This is a genomic window from Luteimonas kalidii (assembly GCF_029887935.1).
GTDB classification, from domain to species: domain Bacteria; phylum Pseudomonadota; class Gammaproteobacteria; order Xanthomonadales; family Xanthomonadaceae; genus Luteimonas; species Luteimonas kalidii.
Genome location: NZ_JARXRO010000001.1, coordinates 112,909 through 133,300, shown reverse-complemented (window position 1 = coordinate 133,300; position 20,392 = coordinate 112,909). Strand labels below are relative to the sequence as shown.

The window sequence follows — 20,392 nt, the reverse complement described above, 5'->3', positions numbered from 1 at the left end:
GGCCCTCAGGCGCTACCTGCATTCGCCAGTGGCGCTGACGCCTCGTGGCCGGCCGCGCGCGGCGCACGCTGCCCGAACTGGCCATAGCGCAGGTAAAGCGCCGGCAGCACCAGCATGTTGAGCACGGTCGAGCTGAGCAGGCCGGCCAGGATCACGATCGCCATCGGCGCCTGGATCTCGCTGCCCGGCTCGCCCGCCGACAGCGCCAGCGGCACCAGCGCCAGCGCGGTGGCCAGCGCGGTCATCGCGATCGGCACCAGCCGCTCCTCGGCGCCGCGGCGCACGCGCTCCAGCGGATTGGCCACGCCTTCCGCCTGCGCCAGGTGGTGGATGTGCGAGATCAGCATCACCCCGTTGCGGGTGGCGATGCCGAACAGGGTGATGAAGCCGATGATCGAGGCCACGGTGAGGATGCCGCCCGACAGCCACACGCCGGCCACGCCGCCGAGCAGCGCCAGCGGCAGGTTGAGCATCACAAGCAGCGCGTCGCGAGTGCTGGAGAACGCGAGGTACAGCAGCAGGAAGATGCCCACCACCACACCGGCCCCGAGCAGCAGCAGGGTGCGCGAGGCGGCCGCGGCGCTTTCGAACTGGCCGCCATATTCGACGTGGTAGCCGGCGGGCAGTTCGACGTTGCGCTCGATCCGCTCGCGCGCATCCCCGACCACGCCGGCGAGGTCGCGCCCGGCCACGTTCGCCATCACGATGATGCGTCGCTGCACGTTCTCGCGGCCGATCTGGTTGGGGCCGCGGCTGCGCTCGACACGCGCGATCGCCGACAACGGCACGCTGGCGCCATCGGGCGTCGCCACCTGCAGCGCCTGCATGGTCTCCACACTGGCACGCGCGGCGTCGGGCAGGCGCACCACCACGTCCACGCTGGCATCGCCCTCGAGCACGCGCGAGACGGTGCTGCCGAAGAACGCGGTCTCGATCACGTGGCTGGCCTGGCGCACGCCCATGCCGTGGCGGGCCAGCGCGGCGCGGTCGAAGGCGACGGTGACGAACGGCAGCTCGGCCTGCTGCTCGAGGTTCACGTCGACCGCGCCGGGTACCGCCGCCACCTGGTCCTCGATCTGCTGGCCGAGGCGGCGCAGTTCGTACAGGTCCTCGCCGAACAGCTTGATCGCGATGTTGGCGCGGGTGCCGGAGAGCATGTGGTCGATGCGGTGGGAGATCGGCTGGCCGATCACCACCTGGGCGCCGGCGATGCCGGAAAACTCGCCGCGCAGGTGCGACAGCAGCGCGGCCTTGCTGCGCTCGGCCATCGCCAGGGTCACCTCGATCTCGGAGGCATAGATCTCCTGCGCGTGCGGATCGAGCTCGGCGCGCCCGGTGCGGCGGCCGGTGGCCACCACCTCGGGCTGCGCCAGCAGGATCGCCTCGACCCGCCCGGCCAGCGCATCGGACTGCGCCAGCGCGGTGCCCGGCAGCGTGGTCACGTTGACCGTCAGGCTGCCCTCGTTGAAATCGGGCAGGAACGCGCGGCCGGCGGCGAACAGCGCCAGCAGGGTGAGCGCGGTGCCTGCCAGCGAGGCGATGCCGATGAGGCGCCAGCGGCCCACGGTGGCGTCGAACACCGGCCGGTAGCGCGCCTTGCACCAGCGCGCCAGCCGCGACTCGCGCGCCTCGCGCACGATCCGCGCGCGCGGCAGCAGCAGGCTGCACAGCACCGGCGTCACCGTCACCGCCACCGCCAGCGAGGCCAGCAGCGAGACCACATAGGCGAAGCCCAGCGGCTGCATCAGCCGACCTTCCACGCCCGACAGGAAGAAGATCGGCACGAACACCAGCACGATCACCAGGGTGGCGAACACCACCGAGCCCTGGATCTCGCGGGTGGCGGCGAACACCAGGTCGATGGTGCCGCGGCGCTCGGACTCGGGCAGCAGCGCGTTCTCGCGCAGGCGGCGCACGGTGTTCTCGACCACGATGATGGCATCGTCCACCAGCGCGCCCAGCGCGATCGCCATGCCGCCCAGGGTCATGGTGTTGATGCCGATGCCGGCGGCCTTCATCGCCAGCACCGCCACCACCAGCGACAGCGGGATCGCCAGCAGGGTGATGCCGGTGGCGCGCGCGCTGAGCAGGAACGCGAACACGATCGCGACCACGAGCAGCATGCCTTCCATGATGGCGCGGCCGAGGTTGCCGATGCCGACCTCGATGAAGTCCGATTGCCGGAACAGGTTGGCGCTGATGGTCATGCCCTCGGGCAGCGTGGACTGCACGTCGGCCAGCACCCGGTCGAGTTCGCGCGTCAGCGCCAGGGTGTTGGCGCCCGGCTGCTTCTGGATGCCCAGCACCACCGCAGGCTCGCCATTGAAGGCAGCGGTGCCGCGCGTGGGCGCCGCGCCGACCACCACCTCGGCCACGTCGCGCACCAGCACCGGGCGGTCGCCGCGGCGCACGACGAAGACCTCACCGATGTCGGCCGGCTCGCGCACGCGGCCGCGGCCGTGGATCAGGAATTCCTGCGCGTTCTCGACGTAGAAGCCGGCCGAGCTGTTCTCGTTGCCGCCCGCCACCGCCTCCATCAGCTGGTCGAGGGTGACGCCGAACGAGGCCATGCGCACGGGGTCGGCGATCACCTGGAACTGGCGGGTGTCGCCGCCGTTGGGGATCACCTGGGCCACGCCCGGCACCGCGAGCAGGCGCCGGCGCAGCACCCAGTCGGCGCTGGTCTTGAGTTCCATCGGCGTGTGCCGTTCGGAGTGCAGGGCGATGAACATGATCTCGCCCATGATCGAGGCGATCGGCGCGAGCGTGGGCTCGGGCAGTTCCGGCGGCAGCTGGCCGCGCACGGTGGCGATGCGTTCGGCAACCACCTGGCGCGCCTGGTAGACGTCGGTGCCCCAGTCGAACTCCACCGTCACCACGGCGATGCCGATGCTGCTGTTGGAGCGCACCCGGCGCACGCCCGGCGCGCCGTTGAGCGCGGTCTCGAGCGGGAACACGATCAGCGTCTCCACCTCCTCCGGCGCCATGCCGTGGGCCTCGGCGACCACCGTCACCGAGGGCGCCGTGAGGTCGGGGAACACGTCCACCGGCATGCGCCGCGCCTCGATCGCACCCCATGCGAGCAGCAGCAGGGCCGCGAACAGCACGAACACGCGGTTGCGCAGCGACCATCCGATGAGTTTTTCGATCATCCCGATGTCCTCAGTGCGCGTGGCCGTGGCCCATGGCCTCCGGCGTGGCCGCGGCAAGCCGCACCTGCATCGCGCCGCGGCCGACCACGCGGTCGCCGGCCGCGAGGCCTTCGAGCACCTCGTAGCGGTCGCCGTCGCGCAGCCCCAGCCGCACCGGCACCCGCGAGAACGACTCGCCGCTGCGCATCACGTACACCACCCGCTGGCCGCCGTCGTCGATCACCGCCTCGGCCGGCACGCTCAGGCCGGTGCGGGTGCGGCCGGTGAATACCTGCGCCTGCACGTCCTGGCCCAGGGCGATGCGCGCGGGCGGATCGTCCAGCGCGAACACCACCGGCAGGCTGCGGCTGTCGGGATCGATCATCGAACCCACGCCCACCAGGCGGCCGTTGTCGCCGGCGCGGATCTCCACCGGCGCGTCGAGGCCCGGCAGTTCGAACGCGGCGCCGGTAGGCGCGTCGAGCTTCGCCGCGTCGGCCTCGGCGACGTGGACATGCAGCCACAGCGTGCTGCGGTCGACGATGTGGAACAGCACGTCGCCGGCTTCCACGGCGGCGCCGTTGGCCACCGGGACGCGCGCGAGCGTGCCGCCCACCGGCGCCCTGAGCGCGATGCCGCCGCCACCGCCGCCCAGCTGCGAGGCGCGATCCTGCGCGGCCTGCAGCTGGGCGCCGGCCACCTGCCGCGCGGCCTGGGCTTCCTGCAGGCGCCGCTGCGACACCGCCTGCTGCGCGTGCAGGCGCTGCATGCGCGCGGCATCGGCCTCGGCCAGCGCGGCCTGGCTGCGCGCGGCGGCAAGCTCGGCCTGCAGCGAAGCCGCGTCGGTGTCGCCGCCCAGGCGCGGCACCAGCATGGCCAGCGTCTGGCCGCGCACGACGGCCTCGCCCAGCACGGGGAACCGGCCGGCTGCGCGCACCGTGCCGGCGCTGGTGGCGACGACCTCGGCCGCGCCGTCGGCGGAGGGGCGGATCGTGGCCGGGGCGCGCACCGATTCGCGCAGCGCGCGCGGCTGCACCGCCTCGATCGCGAAGTCGCTGTTCCACTGCTGTTCCTTGAGCAGGCCGATCTCGCCTTCGACCTGGCCCGCTGCGGGGCCGGCGTCGCGCGCGGCGGCGGCATCGGCATGCACCATCACCTGCCCCAGGTCGTGGCGCGCCTCCAGGCCGGGCGTGGTGAGAACGAGGCTGAGTTCGCGCATGCCCGTGGCGCGCGGCAGCACGGTGGGCGCGAAGATGCCGGGCGCACGCGGCGCGCGCACGCGGAAGCGTTCGCTGGGCGCGTCGCTGCCGGAGAGAATCACGTCGACGGTGCCGGACGCGACCGGCTTGTAGTCGGCCAGCCGGGTGAAGTGGACGGCGAAGGTCGACTTTTCGCCTGCGACCAGCGGATCGAACTCGACGAACAGTTCGGTCCGGTCGGTGGCATGGGTGTGCACCTGCGCCTGCGGCGCAGCCGGTGCGGCGTCGCCGTGGCGGTCGCAGCCGGCCAGCGCGAGCGCGAGCAGCGCGGCGGGCAGCAGGCAGGTGCGGAGCGAAACGAACGGGGCCGGGGGCATGCGCATGGGGAATCCGTCGACGATCGGCTGCGATCGGTAGCGATGAGAAAAGGCGTCCCGCCCGGTGGGCGGGCGGGACGGGATGGATCAATGGGTGTGGTCGCCGTCTTCACCGTGGGCGTGGTCGGCGTCTTCTTCGGCGTGGTCGTCGGCGTGCTCCACGCCGGGCGGATGGCTGCCGTCGGCGTTGTGCGCGTGGTCGTCCGCGGCAGCGGGCTCGGCCTCGATGGCCACGGGGGCCTCGTCGCCGTAGACGGCTTCGGTCTGCGAGGCGGCATCGGCATCGGCGGGGGTCGCGGCTTCCGTCGGCGTGACGGCAGGGGCGGCGGGCTCGTCGTTGCAGGCCGACAGCAGCAGGCAGGCGGCGAGCGACGCGGTGAGGGCGATGGCGTTGTTCATGGGGTTTCCTCCAGTGGGTGGGTTGGATCGTGGGGGTTGGACGGATCGAGCAGTTGCAGTTCCAGCACGGCCTCGAGCGCGCGCGCCTGCTGGTCGAGTGCCTGTTCGACCATGGCGGTCTCGGCCTCGTGCGCGTCGAGCAGGCCGACCAGGTCGAGTTCGCCCTCGGCGAAGCTTGCGCGAGCGATTTCGGTCAGGGCCGCGGCCTCGGGTACCGCGGATTCGAACAGGGTGCGGGCGGAGGCCGACAGCTGCGTGGCTTCGGCCAGCGCCGCGGCGCGGCGGCTGCGGGTCTGCAGCAGTGCGCGCTGGTACTCCGCGTCGGCGCGCGCGGCCTCGGCCTCGGCGCGCGCGCGCCCGGCCTGGTTGCGGTCGAACAGCGGCAGCGGCACGCCGAGCTCGACCACCATCAGGGTGTCGCGGATGCCGGCGTCCTCGACGCGCTTCGTGCCGACGCCGACGTCGACCGGCACGGCCAGGCGGCGTTCGGCCTTCGCCTGCGCCTGCGCGTGCTCTCGCCGGGCCTGCAGCAGGTCGAGCTCGGCCGAGCGCAGGTCGTCGGTCGTCGCGGGGACGGAGGGCAGCGGGGGCGTGTCGTCGAGCCGCGCGTCCAGCGCCACGTCCCCGATCCAGCCGGCCAGGCGTGCGCGTGCGGAACGGGCCGAGGCCTCGGCCTGCGCGGCATTCGCCTGCGCCCGGGCACTGGCCTGCGCGATCCGGCGGCTTTCGTAGCCGGACAGGTCGCCGGCCCGGGTGCGCCGGTCCGCGACGTCGGCCAATGCCTGCAGCCCGGCCGATGCCCGCGCATGCGCGGCGCCGACGCGCTCGGCCGCGACCACCTGCGAATACGCACGCAGCACCTCGCCGCGCAGCCGCGCGCGCTCGTATTGCGCGGACAGCTGCGCCGCGCGCACGCCCAGTTCCGCAGCATCGACCCGCAGCCCGCGGCGACCGCCCAGCTCGATCTCCTGCGACAGGAGCGCGCTGCGCTCGCTGGCGCCGCCGGCGGCGGTGCCGTCACCGCGTTCGCGGGACAGCTCGAGCCGCGGATTGGCCCAGGTGCGCGCGGCGAGCACGTCGCTGCGGGCGCTGTCCACGCCGGCGGCGAGTTCCTGCCGCACATGCGGCTGCGACAGCGCCAGCGACACCGCTTCTTCCGCGGACACGCGCTGCTGCGCATGGCTGGAGGCCGCGCAGCACGCGAGCGCGAACGCGGACGCCAGCAGGCGTCGCGCCTTGCAACGATGGAAACACAACACGGGTGACCCTCCGTCCGGATCGGGCTGTCAGACACGCGGGTGCGGCCGCCCAGGGCGGCCAGCTGCAGCGGTCAGGCGATCGGCGGACGGAACGGCAGGCTGGGACAATCGCCGGGCAGGGCACGCCGCCGGAATTCGGGCAGCAGTGGACCGCACGGCGACGCATCCGACACCACCACGTCGGCTTCGGGCAACCCGAACGACACGGTGCCGCCCTGGTGCATCAGCCCGTGCGCGCCGGTGGCGTGGTCAGGATCCGGCTGGCCGCCGGGATGCCCGTGATGATGATCGTGGGTGTCCGTGGAATGGGCGTGGCCACCCCGGTCGTGATCCCACGCCGCCGCGGCATGGTCGATCGCGTGCACCTCGCCCACCGCAGCGAGCGTCGGATTGACCACCATTCCCAGCACCAGCAGCGCCAGAAAGGCGCTGCGCAGCAGCCGACGGCAGTCGCGGAGGGGGAGGGCGGACATCGTGCCGGTAGCCTACCCGTCCTCGCAGCCTCCCGGCAAATCATGCCGTCCCGCATTGCTGCGGAGGCCAGCCGCAGCAGCACACGGGGAAAGCCGGCCCACCGGCCACACTGGGCGCATGGCGCTGGGGGAGACGCCACCCAGCGCAATCCATCACTCCCATGCGCCGGTGTCCGGCCCTACGCGAACAGGATGCCGTGGCCGCGCGCAATCAGGACGTCGATGACGACCACCTGCCGGCCGTTGCGCCCGAGAGCGCCGGCCGCCGCGGCCGATGCCCGAGCTGTGGCGGGCGCGGAACATCTGGGCTGAGGTCGACATCATCGCGGCCCGCATCCGGGACGTGATCAACAACGGTGCCGATCCCAACGACTTCGCCGTGCTGTGCCATTCCAAGAGGCTGGCCGGACGGATTGCCGCACAGTTGCAGAAGCGTGGCCTGCCCGTGCTGCTGGCATCTGAAGACCAGCGGCGCCCCATGTTCAACGGCCCGGCTTCGGTCGAGGTGATGGCCATGCACTCAAGCAAAGGGCTGGAGTTCGACACGGTGTTCATTCCTGGGATCTGTGAGCTGGCCAACCTTGATGAAGATGCGGACCACAAGCAGCAGGTGCGCGTGCTCTATGTCGCAATGACTCGGGCGCTGCGCCGGCTGGAGATGTCGCAGCCAGCGGTCGTCGACCGCGAAGCCCTGGCTGCGCAGCAGGTGCCGGGCCTTCAGGCCGTAGGGGCAGACATGCTGGTCCATCACCATGCGGTACAGGGTGGCGCGCGTGCCGTGCGCGCGGTCTGGCGTGTGCATGATCGCCTCCACAGGATTCCGTTCTCGACTGACGGCCATGCTAGAGGCCGTCCCGCTAGAGCAGGTCAAACCGGTGTGCAGCGCGATCCCACAGATGCGCCGGGTGCGCGCCCCGTCCCATGCGGCATTCCCCGCGCCTCAGTCGCCGAGGTAGAAGCCGATCGGGATGAGTTCGACCGCCCAGCCCCCTTCCTCGCCCAGCGTGGCGGCCGGATGCATGGAGGCGAGGCGCACCGCCTCGTCGTGGCTCTCCGCCTCGATGACGAACAGGCCGCCCACCAGTTCCTTTTATCAATCTCCCGCTCGATACAAAAAGCGGCTCAATCTCCTGAGAATATGTGCCCTAGGCTCATTGTCCGAATAACTCCGGGTCGCTCCAACCCGATCCCGTTTTGTCCTACGTCCCGCTTAGCTCGCTTTGGCTCTCAGATCACGAATCTCTTTCTTGACCTCGTCGATCAACTCAAGGAATTCTTCAAGTGGGATTACAACCTGTTCCAAAGGTTCACGATAGTCAAAGAAAAACTCTACCTCAATCAAATTATCCGACCGCTCACTCTTCAATCGGCAAATCAGTTGTCCATCGAAGGAAATCTCAGCTGCTAAGTTCTCAAACCCAGCAGGACAGACAAAATCCACCGTAAATCTGTTCATTCCATTCGCTTCCTGGGATCCAAGAACGTATTGAAAGAGCCATCTCTATCAAACCTCACGCCGGCACCATCACGCCCCATTCGAACCTCAAATCCGCCCCTTCCGAGACTTGTTCTCACTGCGTTTGGAGCAGTCACAACATCTCGAACCTGAGATAAGGCTTGAATATTCTTCTGAGCCACACTTCCCACCGGCTCTCTAAAATACCCAGAGCGTTGTGCATGCTGAGTAAGCTTCCGAGCAGCGACATTCAAGCCATCCTTATGCTCGAGAGAAGCAGCGGAAATCATGCTTCTTACCGACCTTTCGGAAGCTCTGGCGGCGACGTTAAATCCAGCCCTCAATCCGAGTGCTGAGTCGAAAGGGCTGCCTACGGACGTTACCTCACCGCTACCTGGAGGAGCGACGTAGCCTGGGTCGCAACCACCACAGAGCAGCATCCCAGCAATAGTATTTGGCAAATTCCTGAAAAACGCTGTAACAGTTTCTGCCTGAGCATTTGAGTATTGATTGCCATACTCCAAATCCAGCATCAATTCACCTGCTGTCGCTCCTTGCCGTCCATCCGGATCAAGGAACTTGTAAGGGTTGCTATTTGCATACCGATATCGATGAAACTGGCTAGTCGGGCTGCCGTACGCCGTCACCGGATCCACGGATAGGAACACTCCCAGCATAGGATCGTAATAGCGCTGCTGCATGTAAGTCAGGCCCGTCGCCGCATCTTGGACATGGCCGGTGTAGCCCGGCCCGTCCTTCAGGGCAGGCGTGAGCTGCTGTCCGTAGGCCTCGTACTCCCGGCGCCCCTCGACCACGGCGCCGGATGCATCCGTCATCGCCACTACGCTTCCCAGCGCGTCGGTATGGACGTACTTGACTGTGGTCTGGGCCCGGGCCGTCATGGGAACAAGCAGGCCCGCACTCAGCAGCAGACCGCACAGGTGTCGCAGTCCGGCTCGGAGTGTATGCAGTTTCATTCGCCGCCCTCTGGATCAGGCTCCGGGTCCGGCTCGCGCTCGCGCTCGGGCTCAGGTGCGGTTAGACAGGTGGTGCATCCAGCTTCGATCTGCAACACGTGCACCGTGGAGTATGCGCTGCAGCCAGCGCCGTTGCATGCACGCACACGGTATCGATAAGTGCCCCCCAAACTGCGCTGGAGGGTCGTGTTGGTGCCGCCGCCGGTATAGATCGTGCCAAAGCCGCCGCCGCGGGGGTCTTCCTGCAGCTCGTAATTCGTCGCGCCAGTGGATGCGCTCCAGTTCAGCGAGTACGTCAGGTTCCGATATGCAAGTGCAGGACCCGTCAGCGTCGGCGTGCCTGGGGGACCGCTTACGGCCGTGGTGACTACGGCCGACCAGCCTCCGCAGACCGTGCCCTTGCACGCGCGTGCACGATAGGCGTACGAGCCGGGCACCTGCCCCGACAGCGCCCTGCTCGTGGCCGCGGCATCGTGGATCTTGCTCCACGCGCCGGCGTCCTTGCGCTGCTCCAGCTCGTACCGTGAGGCGGTTGCCACGCTTGTCCAGCTGACGGTATAGCTACCCGTGGTGTTGGTGGCAGGGGCCGTGATGGTCGGCACTCCCGTGAGCACCACCGTCGCCTTGATGGCCGAGTAGCCGGCGCAGACCGTGGCTGCGCACGCCCGCACGCGGTACTCGTAGGTGCCGTTCGCGAGGCCAGAGAGCGCCTTGCTGATCGCCGCCGCGTCGTGGACCTTGCTCCAGGATCCACCGTCCTTGCGCTGCTCCAGCTCGTAGCGGGCCGCCGCCGTCACCGCTGTCCAGCTGACGGTGTAACTGCCCGACGTGCTGCTGGCAGGGGCCGTGAGCGTCGGAACACCCGTGACAACCACGATGGTCGCGATGGCGCTATATGCCGAACAGCCGGCGTCATTACACGCCCGCACCTGGTAGCTCCACTGGCCGGCAGCCTGACCGCTGAGCGCCTTGGAGATTGCTGCCGTCTCCTGGATCGTTGTCCAGGCGGCGGTCCCCAGTCGTTCCTGCAGCTGGTAGCGGTTCGCCGTGGCCACGCCCGGCCAGCTCGCCGTATAGCTACCGGTACTGCTCGCGGCCGGCACCGTGAGCGTCGGCGGTCCGGCCGGCGGATACAGCACATTCACGCTCTTGATCGCCGACCAGCCCCCGCACCCGGCATCGTTGCAGGCTCGCACCTGGTAGCTCCAGCTGCCCGCGGCCTTGCCGGTGATCGCCCGGCTCAGCGCCGAACTGTTCGCATAACTCACCCAGCTGCCGCTGCCCTGCCGCTCCTGCAGCTGGTACGCACTCGCTGCGGCCACCGCCGTCCAGCTGACCGTGAACCCGCCGTTGAGTCCGGTCGTCGGGACGGTCAGCGTCGGCGCGCCCGTGGGTGGCAGTTGCACCGCCACCGCCTTCTCCGCGCTCCAGCTGCCGCAGGTCGCCGCGCTGCACGCCCGCACCCGGTAGCCCCACGTGCCGGCCGCCTTGCCGCTGATCGCCTTGCTGTTGCCGGCGGCGTCGTGGATGGTCGCCCAGCTGCCGCTGCCCAGGCGCTCCTGCACCTGGTACTTGGTCGCCAGCGCCGAGGTGCCCCAGCTGATGGGGTAGCTGCCGGTCATGCTCGAGGCCGGCACGGTCAGAGTCGGGGTCGACAGCGGGATCGCGTTCTCCACCTGCGCCACCAGGCTGCCGCCCAGGTGCACGTAGTCGATCGTCTTGCCCGTGTGCTCGTCGCGCTGGAACCGCAGCGTGCCGTCCTGGCCGTAGAGGGAGTAGATGTTGCGACCGTCGCGCGTCGACAGCACCCGCCGGCCGTGCCCGTCGTAACGGTACTGCTCGCCTGCGCCCTGGCGCAGGCGGTTGCCCTGGTCGAACGCGTAGGTCACGCCGTTCTTGTTCTGGACGTTGCCCTGGACGTCGTAGCCCAGGCCGATCACGGTGGCGCCGCCGGTGGTGTTGGTGACGTTGGTCAGTTGGTTTTTGGCGTCGTACACGTAGGTGTGGTTACGCGCCTTCGACCCGCCGCTTACCTTCACCGTGTCCAGGTTGTCGAGCACGGTGTAGCCGTAGTCGGCCGTGCCGAACATCGGCGAGACGGCCCGCTTCAGCCGGTCGAGCGCGTCGTAGATCATGTCGCGGTCGCCGCGGTTGCCCGTGCGGCCGTCGCTGATCGCGGCCACGTTGCCATGCTGGTCGTAGTCGTAGCTGTCGTGCAGCACCGCGCTGGCCGTGCAGCTGGTGCCGGCGTAGTCGCAACTGTTCACCGGCAGGCCGCGGGCGTTCTGGGACAGCGTGTGCTTGATCCCGTTGCCGTAGGTGAACTGCTTGATCCCGCCGTTGGGGTAGTAGCTCACCGCCGTGGCGTAGGTGCCGGCCTTGCTCGGCTGGCCCAGGGCGTTGGGGGCCAGGTCCACCGCCACGCCCGGGGAGGTGTGGCCGGTCAGGTGGCCGTGGCGCTCATAGGTGTAGTCCAGCGCCCACAGCTGGCCGTTCACGGCGAAGGTCTCGTCTTCGACCAGGCGGCGCCTGTTGTAGGCGTAGGTGTTGGTGACGACGTCGCCGGTGCCGCTGTTCTGGGTGTTGATGGTGGCCGGCAGCCCGTCGCGGGTGTAGGTCCAGCTCTGGTTGCCGCGCCCGTCCGGGAAGCTCAGCGTCCGCAGCCAGTTGCGGCCGTCGTAGGTGCGGATGGTGCGCTGGGCGGTCGGGATGTCGGCGGTGTTGCAGGTGCCCGTGGCGGTCTGGGTGGCGCCGGACTTGCTCCAGCCCAGGTTGCCGGCGTTGTCGTAGGACATGATCGTCGCGCCGGTCTCCGGCTCGACCGACTTGCACAGCTGCTGGCGTCCGTCGTAGACGTAGCTGCGCGTCAGCGCCACCGAACCGGTGCTGTTGCGGCGCTTGATCGAGGTCGGCTTGCCGTACGGGTCGCGGGAGATGTCAGTGAAGGCGCCTTCCGGATGGGCGATGGCCACCGGCAACTCGGTCGTGGGCTGGTCCCAGGCCAGGTAGCTGGTCGTGGTCTGGTACGCGGTGTTCGCCGGCTGCCCGCGCGGGGGGGTGACCCGCGTCTTGAACCCGGCCAGGTACTCCGTCTTGGTCGTCAGCGCGCCCAGCTCCGAGTCCTGCGTGACCTGGGTGGGCCGGCCGAGCGCGTCGTACCAGGTCCAGGTGCCGGTGGTCAGCCCGTTGACCGCGCCAGGGTAGGAAGCGAAGGTCACCCGCCCCTCGTGGTCGTAGGTGAACCGGGAGAAGCGCTGGGTGCCCGTCGCGTTGGCGGTGTCGTACTCGCGCACCACCAGCGGGCGCCACAGCGCGTCGAAGTAGCTGATCCTGCGGGCGTTGCCGGTGCTGACGGTCTGGCGCCAGTGGCCCGCCGCGATGCCGTACTCGCTGGTAGACACCGGCTCGAAGGTCAGCGTGGTGTCGTACCAGTTGATGCTGTCGCCATCGGGATGGTCGATCAGCTTGAGCCGGCCCATCGGGTCGTAGTCGTAGGCGGTGGTGAAGCCCGCCTCGTCCACGGTCGACATGATCCAGCCGCTGTCGTTGACCACCGCCGTCTGCGTCGCGCCGGCCGTGGCCTCGGGCGTGGCCGGGTACCGGATCGACTGCGGGATGCCGCGCTTCCAGCTGCCCGGCGTGGTGAGCTTGCTGTTGCCGTCGGTCACCGAGGTCACCGTGCCGCGCTGGCCGCTGGCGAGCGTTGCGGTGGTATTCCAACCCAACGTCTGTACGGTGCGGCCGAACGACTTGCTGGTAACCGGCACCGACCAGGTCGGATCAAACGTGGTCTGCGACATCACCGAGGTGCTGCCGCCGTTGCAGTACGTGCTCGCCGGCGTCGAAGCGCTACACGTCACCTGCGCGACCTGGCCCAGGATCCACTTGGCCGTGTTGTCGTGGTAGGCCGTGGCCTCGGTGCGGGATGGGGCGCCGGGGAGCGTGCTACTGCGAACAACGCGGGTCGGGTTCGCAAACCCATCCATCTCGGAGATTGTCTGGGTCAGCGTCGTACCCTGCTGCAAGATTCGACGTGACAGCATTGGCCGGTGGTATTCCGAAAGGAATCCCTCTCCATTCATGCGCGGGCTGATACCCCATCGAGCCGGATAGGCTTGATCCACCCGACTGAGATCGTGCGTGTAGCTTGTATTGCGAAGCGTAGAGTCGGTCTCTCCTTCCTCAACCCCGAGCAACTTCCCCTCGTTGTAGCGAAAGCTGTTGCCATGGCGGTATCGCAGCCAGCGGCCATCGGGCTTTGTGATGGTCGTCGTGGAGTGTCCAGCGCACTCGCTCGACGTGCAGCGCGGGATACTGCAATCCATTCCGACAGGGCAGATCGGTCGCGTGCTGTCACCGCTCGGGTAGTAGAAGGTCGGCGGTGAGTTGTATGTGTAAGACCAGGCTGCAGTCGTCAGGCCCGGTCCCCACACACGCTTCTGCGACAGTGCGAGACCGTGATACGAGATTGGCCAGAACGGCAGATCGTCGTTCACATGGTTGTTGGGGGCAGTAAAATTGACGCAGTTGACGGGAACGTTGGATCTGCCGTGCAACTGCACTGCAACCGTGAACTCTGCACTCGCCCCCGCCGGATGAGTCACCGACCCCGTAAAGCTGCTCGGCCCGGCCAGATCCGCATGGTGGATGCAGGAGCGCCAGGGTTCACTGGGAATGCCTTTCACGTATTGGACCCGGGCAGCTGACAGGCCCGCGAAGTTGATCGTCCACTTCGACTGATCGGGTTGAATGACAGCTACAAGCGTGTCGTCCGCGCTATTGATGGCTGTGTACTGGTACGTCCACGAGCGTCCACCCGTCGACACCACGGATACACGACCGGCCGTGTCGTGTTCAACGTCGATCTGCCTGCCGTCGCTCGCTTGAATTCGCGTGAGTTTGAGTGGATCCGTACGTGCGTTCGTGTAGGTGTACGTCACCCAGTTTCCGAATCGATCCTCGACTCTCGTTGGGTAGAGGACGTTTCGGCGGCGAGGATGCTGGTACTCGATCGTCTGTTGGACGAACTCTCCAACTGTCGTACTCGATTCGATGACCGGCTCCAGATACTGGGCCATCCAGTCGAACCAGTACTTGGTTCCGTCGGGTGCAACGGCGAGGAATCCCTCGCCTCCACCGGACCAGTTCTGGATCGACGACAAGCAGGAAATCCGGGTCTGGTCCGGTGCCGTCCAGTAGAAGGGGCCGCCAGCGCCGGGCCGCGGCGCGCCCGCTGGCAGGAGGAGAAGCTCGCCACCCCCACCGCCCGGAAGACTGAGTTGATGACCGCTCCAGAATTCGTACGGTTCGAATTTGTTGTTCGCACCAACCCATACGGCCGGCGGCCTCGCGGCACCGACAGTGGTCACGGAGCAGCGCTTGTACGGCGTCGCGGCTGCTCCACTTATCCAGTCGGGAGCGAAAACGCCGCTGATGTTCGGCAGGTCGATCTCCCAGTCGGCCAGTGGGAAGTCGTTGTAGATGTAGTGAGCATTGCGGCTACGCACACTGAACGAACGCCTGAACTCGACAGGCAGTCCGCTGTTGCCCGGAATGCTTATATCCGTGACCGCGAACATGAGCTCGCCGTTTGCCGGGTTGGTTCGATCGCCGAATACGTCGTCCCGAAGCGCCGCAGCCGTCGAGCTATCGTTGATGCGCTTGCCGTACTCCTCCCAGACCTGATTTGCATGTGCCGACGCGCTGGCCGTCAGAAGTACGACAACGTGGCCGATTCCTTTCAGCATCTTTTTCACCCTGGAGTGTCCTGCGAAGAGCGGCTCTCGGAAGAGCTCAAGCGGGGCGGGGCGGGTCGTATTGATGAACCGCGACCTCGTCGTGGGGCCGAGACAGCCAGGCAGTTCCGGAAGGGATGGTGCGGACGATCGTCGCGTTGGTCGCTTTCTGGCGCTCGCGTTTCCGGTGTCGTCCCTTTGTCCGGCACCTGCTCTACATGACGCGCACACCGTGCCCGCCACCGTCGCCCCACGGCCGAAAAGCATGAGCGGCCAAGCGGAGGGCATGGCAAGACGCAAATGCGCCACACTGGCGCGGTGGCGAGAACTGCCGAGTCATATCCACCAGCGCGACGACGGGCGTTGGTCGAAGATGGCCGACCATAGAGGACAGTTTCCTGTTGCCACAGGTGCGCGCATGTCCGCGACCCAAGATCGGGCCGCTCGCTGGAACAGCGACCGGGAGCCCCCAACATGTTTCCCTACCCCCAGAAATCCCTTCCGCCCCCAGCGCCATCTCCGCATCCCGAAGCCCTGGCGCCGTCCATGCAAGGCGGATCTTGCTCCTTCCGTTTCGAGCTTACAAGCGTTCCGGAGCCTCGGGTGGCAGACGCAGGCGTCCGTTGAACGCGGCCTCCGTCGCGGCCCCCGCCGCGACGGACTGTGCCGACAAGCCACGTGGCACCGGCTGAGCTTGGTTCATGCCAGCCCGCTGGACACCGCCGCCTCCGGCGCCACGTTGCGGAACCCCCGGCGGGTAGTCGCTACATGCGAGGGATGGACCGCAATCCTGCATCGCATCGCCAGCGACAGCCTGTGGTCGCCCCGGCTGCGAGGCTCTGCCAGGTGTGGAGCCACGACCGTCGTGCGTTACCAGGACAGCCGCGCCGTCACCCGCGCCTCGTCCACGTCCAGCGAGAACTCCCACCCGTTGCGCTCGCACAGGCGCTGCACGATGCCGAGGCCCAGGCCGTAACCGTTGGATGGCGGTGCGCCATCCGGGGCGGGCCGGCCTGCGTCGTCGCCGCTGCGCCGGTTGGTGACCAGCAGGTCGCGCTCCCGGATGCGCACCGTGATCGGCCCCTGGCCGGCGGGCGTGTGCTCGAACGCGTTGCGGACCAGGTTGGTGACCGCGATCAGGAAGGCCTGCGGATGCCCCTGGACGACGGGCGCCGCGAGGCCCTCGACAGCGACGTCGACCTCGACGCCCTTGCCGTTGAGCAGGTAGCGCTGCTGCTCGACCGCCCGGTCCACCAGCGGCGCCACCAGGAAGCGTTCGCCGTACTGGCCGTCGTCGGCTTCCCGCGCGATGCACAGGAACATCTCGATCGTGGACTTCATCTCGGCCGTCGCGCGCCGGATGCGGTCCAGCGCCTTGACATCTTCGGCCGACAGGTCGCCCTGCTCCAGCAGCTCGATCGCGCCGGTGATCACGGTGATCGGCGTGCGCAGTTCGTGGCTGGCGGAGCCGGTGAAGTCGCGCTCGCGCACCACGAATGCGCTGATGCGCTCGAGCGTCTTCTCGATGGTGCCGGCGAGCAGGCCCACCTCGTCGCGTCCGAAGCGGCTGGCTTCGATGAGCTCGTGGTCCCGCGCCGACAGATGTTCCAGGTCGATGCCGGCGACGACGTCGGCCAGCTGCACCACCGGCGCGATCGCCCGGCGCATCACCAGCACCCCGAGCCCGAACCCCAGGGCGCCGAGCACCACCACGACGCCGGTGATGACGAGCAGCCACCACCAGTCCTCGGACGAGGCCGCCTCGATCCCGGCGACATCGAAGACCACGAAGGCGCGGCCCTGTGCGTTGTCGGCAGGCACGACCGCCACGTGCAGCTCCTCGGCGACGAACTCGTAGGTGCCCTCTTCAGGACCGGCAGCCGCCCATTCCCGCAATGGTTCCGGCAGGCTGCGGGCGTCGTCGTATCCGCGCAGGCTCAGCGACAGGTCGGGGTAGCGCTCGGCGGCGTGCTGCAGCTGGTTGGCCAGCACGCGGTCCTCGCTGAAGCGGATGGCACCGTAGAACGCGAATCCCCAGGCCACGCTGAGTCCGACCACACACAGCGCGAACGCATACTCGACACGTTTGCGCAGGCTGTGCCGCGACACTACCGGGCGTCCTCCGCGAGCCGGTAGCCGATGCGATGCACGGTGTGGATCAGCGGCTGGTCGAACGGCCGGTCGATGGCCTGCCGCAGCTTGTACATGTGCGAGCGCAGCGCATCGCCATCGGGCCGCTCGTCAGCCCACAGCAGCGTTTCCAGCTCGTCGCGATCCACGACGGACGGAGACTCTTCCATCAACCGCCGCAGCAGCTTCATGCCGGCGGGGTTGAGTTCGACACGCCTTCCTGCCCGGTGCACCTGCAGGGTGGACCGGTTCAAGGTCAGGTCGGCCACGCTCAGCAGGTTGTCGGTATTGCGGTGGCTGCGCTTGTACAGGGCGCGGATGCGCGCGTGCAGCTCCTGCAGCGCGAACGGCTTGACCAGATAGTCGTCGGCGCCGGCATCGAATCCCTTGAGCCTGTCGTCGAGCGTGTCGCGCGCCGTCAGCATGAGCACGGGCGTTTCGATCCCGGCTTCGTCCCGCAGCCTGCGGCAGAAGGTGAGGCCGTCGATCCTCGGGATCATCAGGTCCAGCACGATGACGTCGAACGGATGGGTCAGCGCCAGGTTCATGGCGGTGACGCCGTCGTGGGCGAAATCCAGCACGTAGCCGAGCTTTTCGAGGTACGTGGCGATGTTCCCGCAGATGTCGCGGTTGTCCTCGACGATCAGCGCCCTGATGGGCGTCGCATCAGGAACGCGTGCCATCTGCCGCCTCCCGTCTACCAGGCGTAGTCTAGCCGAAGTCCGATCAGCGGCTCGGCCTCGCTGTCGTCCGCGACGTTGACGCCCCGGCGGTAGTCGAACTCGGTGTCGTCGGTCGAGGACGCCGAGGTGAGGTTGATGACGTCGAGGAAGGCGGTGACGTCGATGGGGCCGAACGCGCGCCGGTAGTCGACGCGGGCGTTGAGCACGCCGTAGCCGTCCCTGCGGCCGACGCCGCGCTCGACCGTCTCGCGCGAGTAGCGCAGGGGTTGCCCGGGTCCCAGCACGTCCTCGTAGATGAGGTAGGCGTCCTCCGGCCTGCCGGACAGATACTTGTAACGCGCGGCCACCTTCCAGCGGTCGGTGATTTCCCAGGTCACGCCGAGGGTCGCGACATGCTCGCGGCTGAACTCGTCGGCCACGGTGCCGCGGCCGTCCTTGCGGTCGATCTCGGCTTTGTTGTAGCTGTAGGTCGCAGTGGCGTAGAGGCCCTCGCGGATCGTGCCCTTGACCACGACGTCGACGCCCCGGGACGTGCCGTCGCCGATGTTGGCGAACGTGCCGCTCACGCGATCCTGGTCGACCACCAGGTTGTCGAGGTCCTGGTGATAGGCCTCCGTCAGCACCGACCAGCGGGTGTTGAAGAAGTACTCGGCACCGACGCTCGTGTGCGTGATTTCCTCGTTCTCCAGCGTGTTCGCCGCGTTGGCCGCCAGGTCCAGGAAGCGTGGCGACTGGTGGAACAGGCCGGCGGTCGCGAAGTACCTGACGCGCTTGTCCGGCTGCCAGTTGGCCCGGATCCTGGGGGAGACGAGGCTCTCGTCCGTGAGGCCGTCGCGCTCCAGGCGCACGCCGGTGAGGATGTCCCAGGCGCCGAACTTGAAGGCCTGGTCCACGTATCCTGCGTAGTTCGTCGCCGTCCGGTTCAGTGTGGAGTCGGTGTTCTCCGGCGTCAGCACGATGTAGCGCTGGTCGGGGTCGGGCCTGAAGTCGTCGCTGTCGTAGACGTAGCGGATCCAGTCGCCGTCCAGCACGGTGCTGTAGTCCAGTTCGATCCGCGTCGCCTGGACGCCCGCACTGAACGTGCCCCAGCGGTTCACCGTGTCGAAGTCGCTGCGCCAGCCGAGCTCGGTCTCGTCTTCGGTCACCGTGATGATGTCTTCGCGCACCGGAAAGTCCGAGGCGGGCGAGCCGGGGGGCACGAGATCGGGAAATGCTTCGCCTTCCGAGCTGACCTTGTTGCTGGCGCGGCGGTAGACCCGGTTGGTCCAGGTGGCGTTCTCGCCGATCAACGAGCGCAGGGTCAGGCCGTAGAGGTCGCTGTCCTGCCGGAAGTCGAGCAGCGCCGCGTCCTCGAAGTTGGGCGACTCGAAGACGTGGGTCACGTCGCGCGTGTAGGTCTCGTTCGTGTCGATCAGCAGCAATTCGAGGGTGTTGGACGGGTTCAGCGGCACCACCGACTTGACGATGACGTCCCGCAGCACCGGGTCGCCGATGTCCAGTTCCTCGATCGTCTCGAACAGGGAACCGAAATCCAGCCGGCGCGCGGACACCAGCAGGGTGGCGTCTTCGGTGATGCCGGCGGGCCCGTCGTAGCCGACTTCGAAGCCGGCGAGGTCGTAGCGCAGGCTGGCCGACGGGCTTGGATTGCCGCCGGCGACTTCGAGCTTGAGCAGCGAAGCGGCCCGGCCGCCGTACGCGGGGCCCCAGCCGCCCGGCGAGAACTCGGCACCGCTGATGACGTCCGGCGCGAAGATCGAGAAGCGGCCGCCGCCGCCGACGTCTTCGTCCTCGCCCAGGGTCGCGTCGAAGTGCACGGCCTTGTCGAAGGGAAACTCGTCGACGAAGATCAGGTTGTCCCGAGGGCCGCGGCCGCGCACGCTGAAGCTCGCGAACTCGCTGGCGGACGCCAGGCCGGGCAGGCCGTCGAGCGAGAGCAGCGGATCCGCGCCGCCGCCCACCGCGTCGCGCAACGCGTCCCGGTCGTGCCAGGTGCTGGACGGCGACGACAGTGCATCGAGCGGCCGCGCCTGCACCACCACCTCCTGCAGCAGCGGGATTCCCAGCTCGAAATCGATCCTGGAGTTCTTGCGCGTCACCACGCGTACGCTCGGCTCGTAGACCGACGCGAACCCGGCCTTAGCGATGTCGACCGTGTACAGACCCGGATCGAGCTGGTCGACCACGATGCGGCCCTGCGCGTCGGTGTCCAGCGTGCGCGCGGAGGCGGTGTCCCGTTCGGTGATCGTGACCCGCGCGTTCGGGAGCGGGCGGGCGGTGGTCTGGTCCCTGACCACGATGGTCAGCGCGCCGGGTGCCTCCTGCGCGTGCGCCAACAGTGGAAAGCCGATCAACTGCGCCGAAAGTGCCAGCGACAACGCCCGTCGCGCGAACCTGCTCATATCGTCCTGCCTCCTGGATTGGCCGTGTCACGTCATGACGCGGTGCGAGGTTAAGGACGCGAATGTCGCCAAAAGGTCGCCGGCGCGCGGCGCTCATCGCGTCGGTGCCGGCATGCGATGGTCCGGTACGCGGCTGTGCTTCCGTCATGCCTGCGACCATGGACGCAGGCGTGG

11 protein-coding genes are annotated in these 20,392 nt (G+C 68.2%); 1 reads left to right on the top strand and 10 read right to left on the bottom strand.

Going from position 1 to position 20,392, the window contains the following annotated elements; genetic code table 11:
- Window positions 1-5: 5 nt before the first annotated feature.
- The 5 genes from QFW81_RS00495 to QFW81_RS00475 form a co-directional block, all read right to left on the bottom strand.
- Window positions 6-3,152: an efflux RND transporter permease subunit gene (locus QFW81_RS00495; protein WP_280576586.1), complete on the bottom strand. Its 3,147-nt coding sequence runs from the start codon at window positions 3,150-3,152 to the stop codon at window positions 6-8.
- A 10-nt stretch (window positions 3,153-3,162) separates the two neighbouring features.
- Entirely contained in the window at window positions 3,163-4,713 is a 1,551-nt protein-coding gene (locus QFW81_RS00490) for an efflux RND transporter periplasmic adaptor subunit (RefSeq protein WP_280576585.1), read from the bottom strand.
- 81 nt (window positions 4,714-4,794) lie between these two features.
- On the bottom strand, window positions 4,795-5,106 hold the full coding sequence (locus tag QFW81_RS00485) for a hypothetical protein (RefSeq protein ID WP_280576584.1): 312 nt from the start codon (window positions 5,104-5,106) through the stop codon (window positions 4,795-4,797).
- Window positions 5,103-6,365, bottom strand: coding sequence for a TolC family protein (locus tag QFW81_RS00480; protein ID WP_280576583.1), 1,263 nt, complete (start codon window positions 6,363-6,365; stop codon window positions 5,103-5,105). The genes QFW81_RS00485 and QFW81_RS00480 overlap by 4 nt, the downstream gene beginning before the upstream one ends.
- 71 nt (window positions 6,366-6,436) lie before the next feature.
- Window positions 6,437-6,838, bottom strand: coding sequence for a hypothetical protein (locus QFW81_RS00475; protein ID WP_280576582.1), 402 nt, complete (start codon window positions 6,836-6,838; stop codon window positions 6,437-6,439).
- 274 nt (window positions 6,839-7,112) lie between these two features.
- Here QFW81_RS00475 and QFW81_RS00470 point away from each other — a divergent pair, with 274 nt between their 5' ends.
- A complete protein-coding gene (locus QFW81_RS00470) occupies window positions 7,113-8,246 on the top strand; it encodes a 3'-5' exonuclease (protein WP_280576581.1) in 1,134 nt (377 codons plus the stop codon).
- Window positions 8,247-8,290: 44 nt separating this feature from the next.
- Here QFW81_RS00470 and QFW81_RS00465 read toward each other — a convergent pair whose 3' ends face one another.
- From QFW81_RS00465 to QFW81_RS00445, 5 genes are all read right to left on the bottom strand, one after another.
- Window positions 8,291-9,196: an RHS repeat-associated core domain-containing protein gene (locus tag QFW81_RS00465; RefSeq protein ID WP_280576579.1), complete on the bottom strand. Its 906-nt coding sequence runs from the start codon at window positions 9,194-9,196 to the stop codon at window positions 8,291-8,293.
- Between the two features lie 71 nt (window positions 9,197-9,267).
- A complete protein-coding gene (locus tag QFW81_RS00460; RefSeq protein WP_425603941.1) occupies window positions 9,268-15,027 on the bottom strand; it encodes an RHS repeat protein in 5,760 nt (1,919 codons plus the stop codon).
- An 849-nt stretch (window positions 15,028-15,876) separates the two neighbouring features.
- Window positions 15,877-17,115, bottom strand: coding sequence for a sensor histidine kinase (locus QFW81_RS00455; protein ID WP_280576578.1), 1,239 nt, complete (start codon window positions 17,113-17,115; stop codon window positions 15,877-15,879).
- Window positions 17,115-17,792, bottom strand: a complete 678-nt coding sequence (locus QFW81_RS00450) for a response regulator transcription factor (RefSeq protein WP_280576601.1) — start codon at window positions 17,790-17,792, stop codon at window positions 17,115-17,117. The genes QFW81_RS00455 and QFW81_RS00450 overlap by 1 nt, the downstream gene beginning before the upstream one ends.
- A gap of 41 nt (window positions 17,793-17,833) precedes the next feature.
- Entirely contained in the window at window positions 17,834-20,218 is a 2,385-nt protein-coding gene (locus tag QFW81_RS00445; protein ID WP_280576577.1) for a TonB-dependent receptor, read from the bottom strand.
- Window positions 20,219-20,392: the final 174 nt, after the last annotated feature.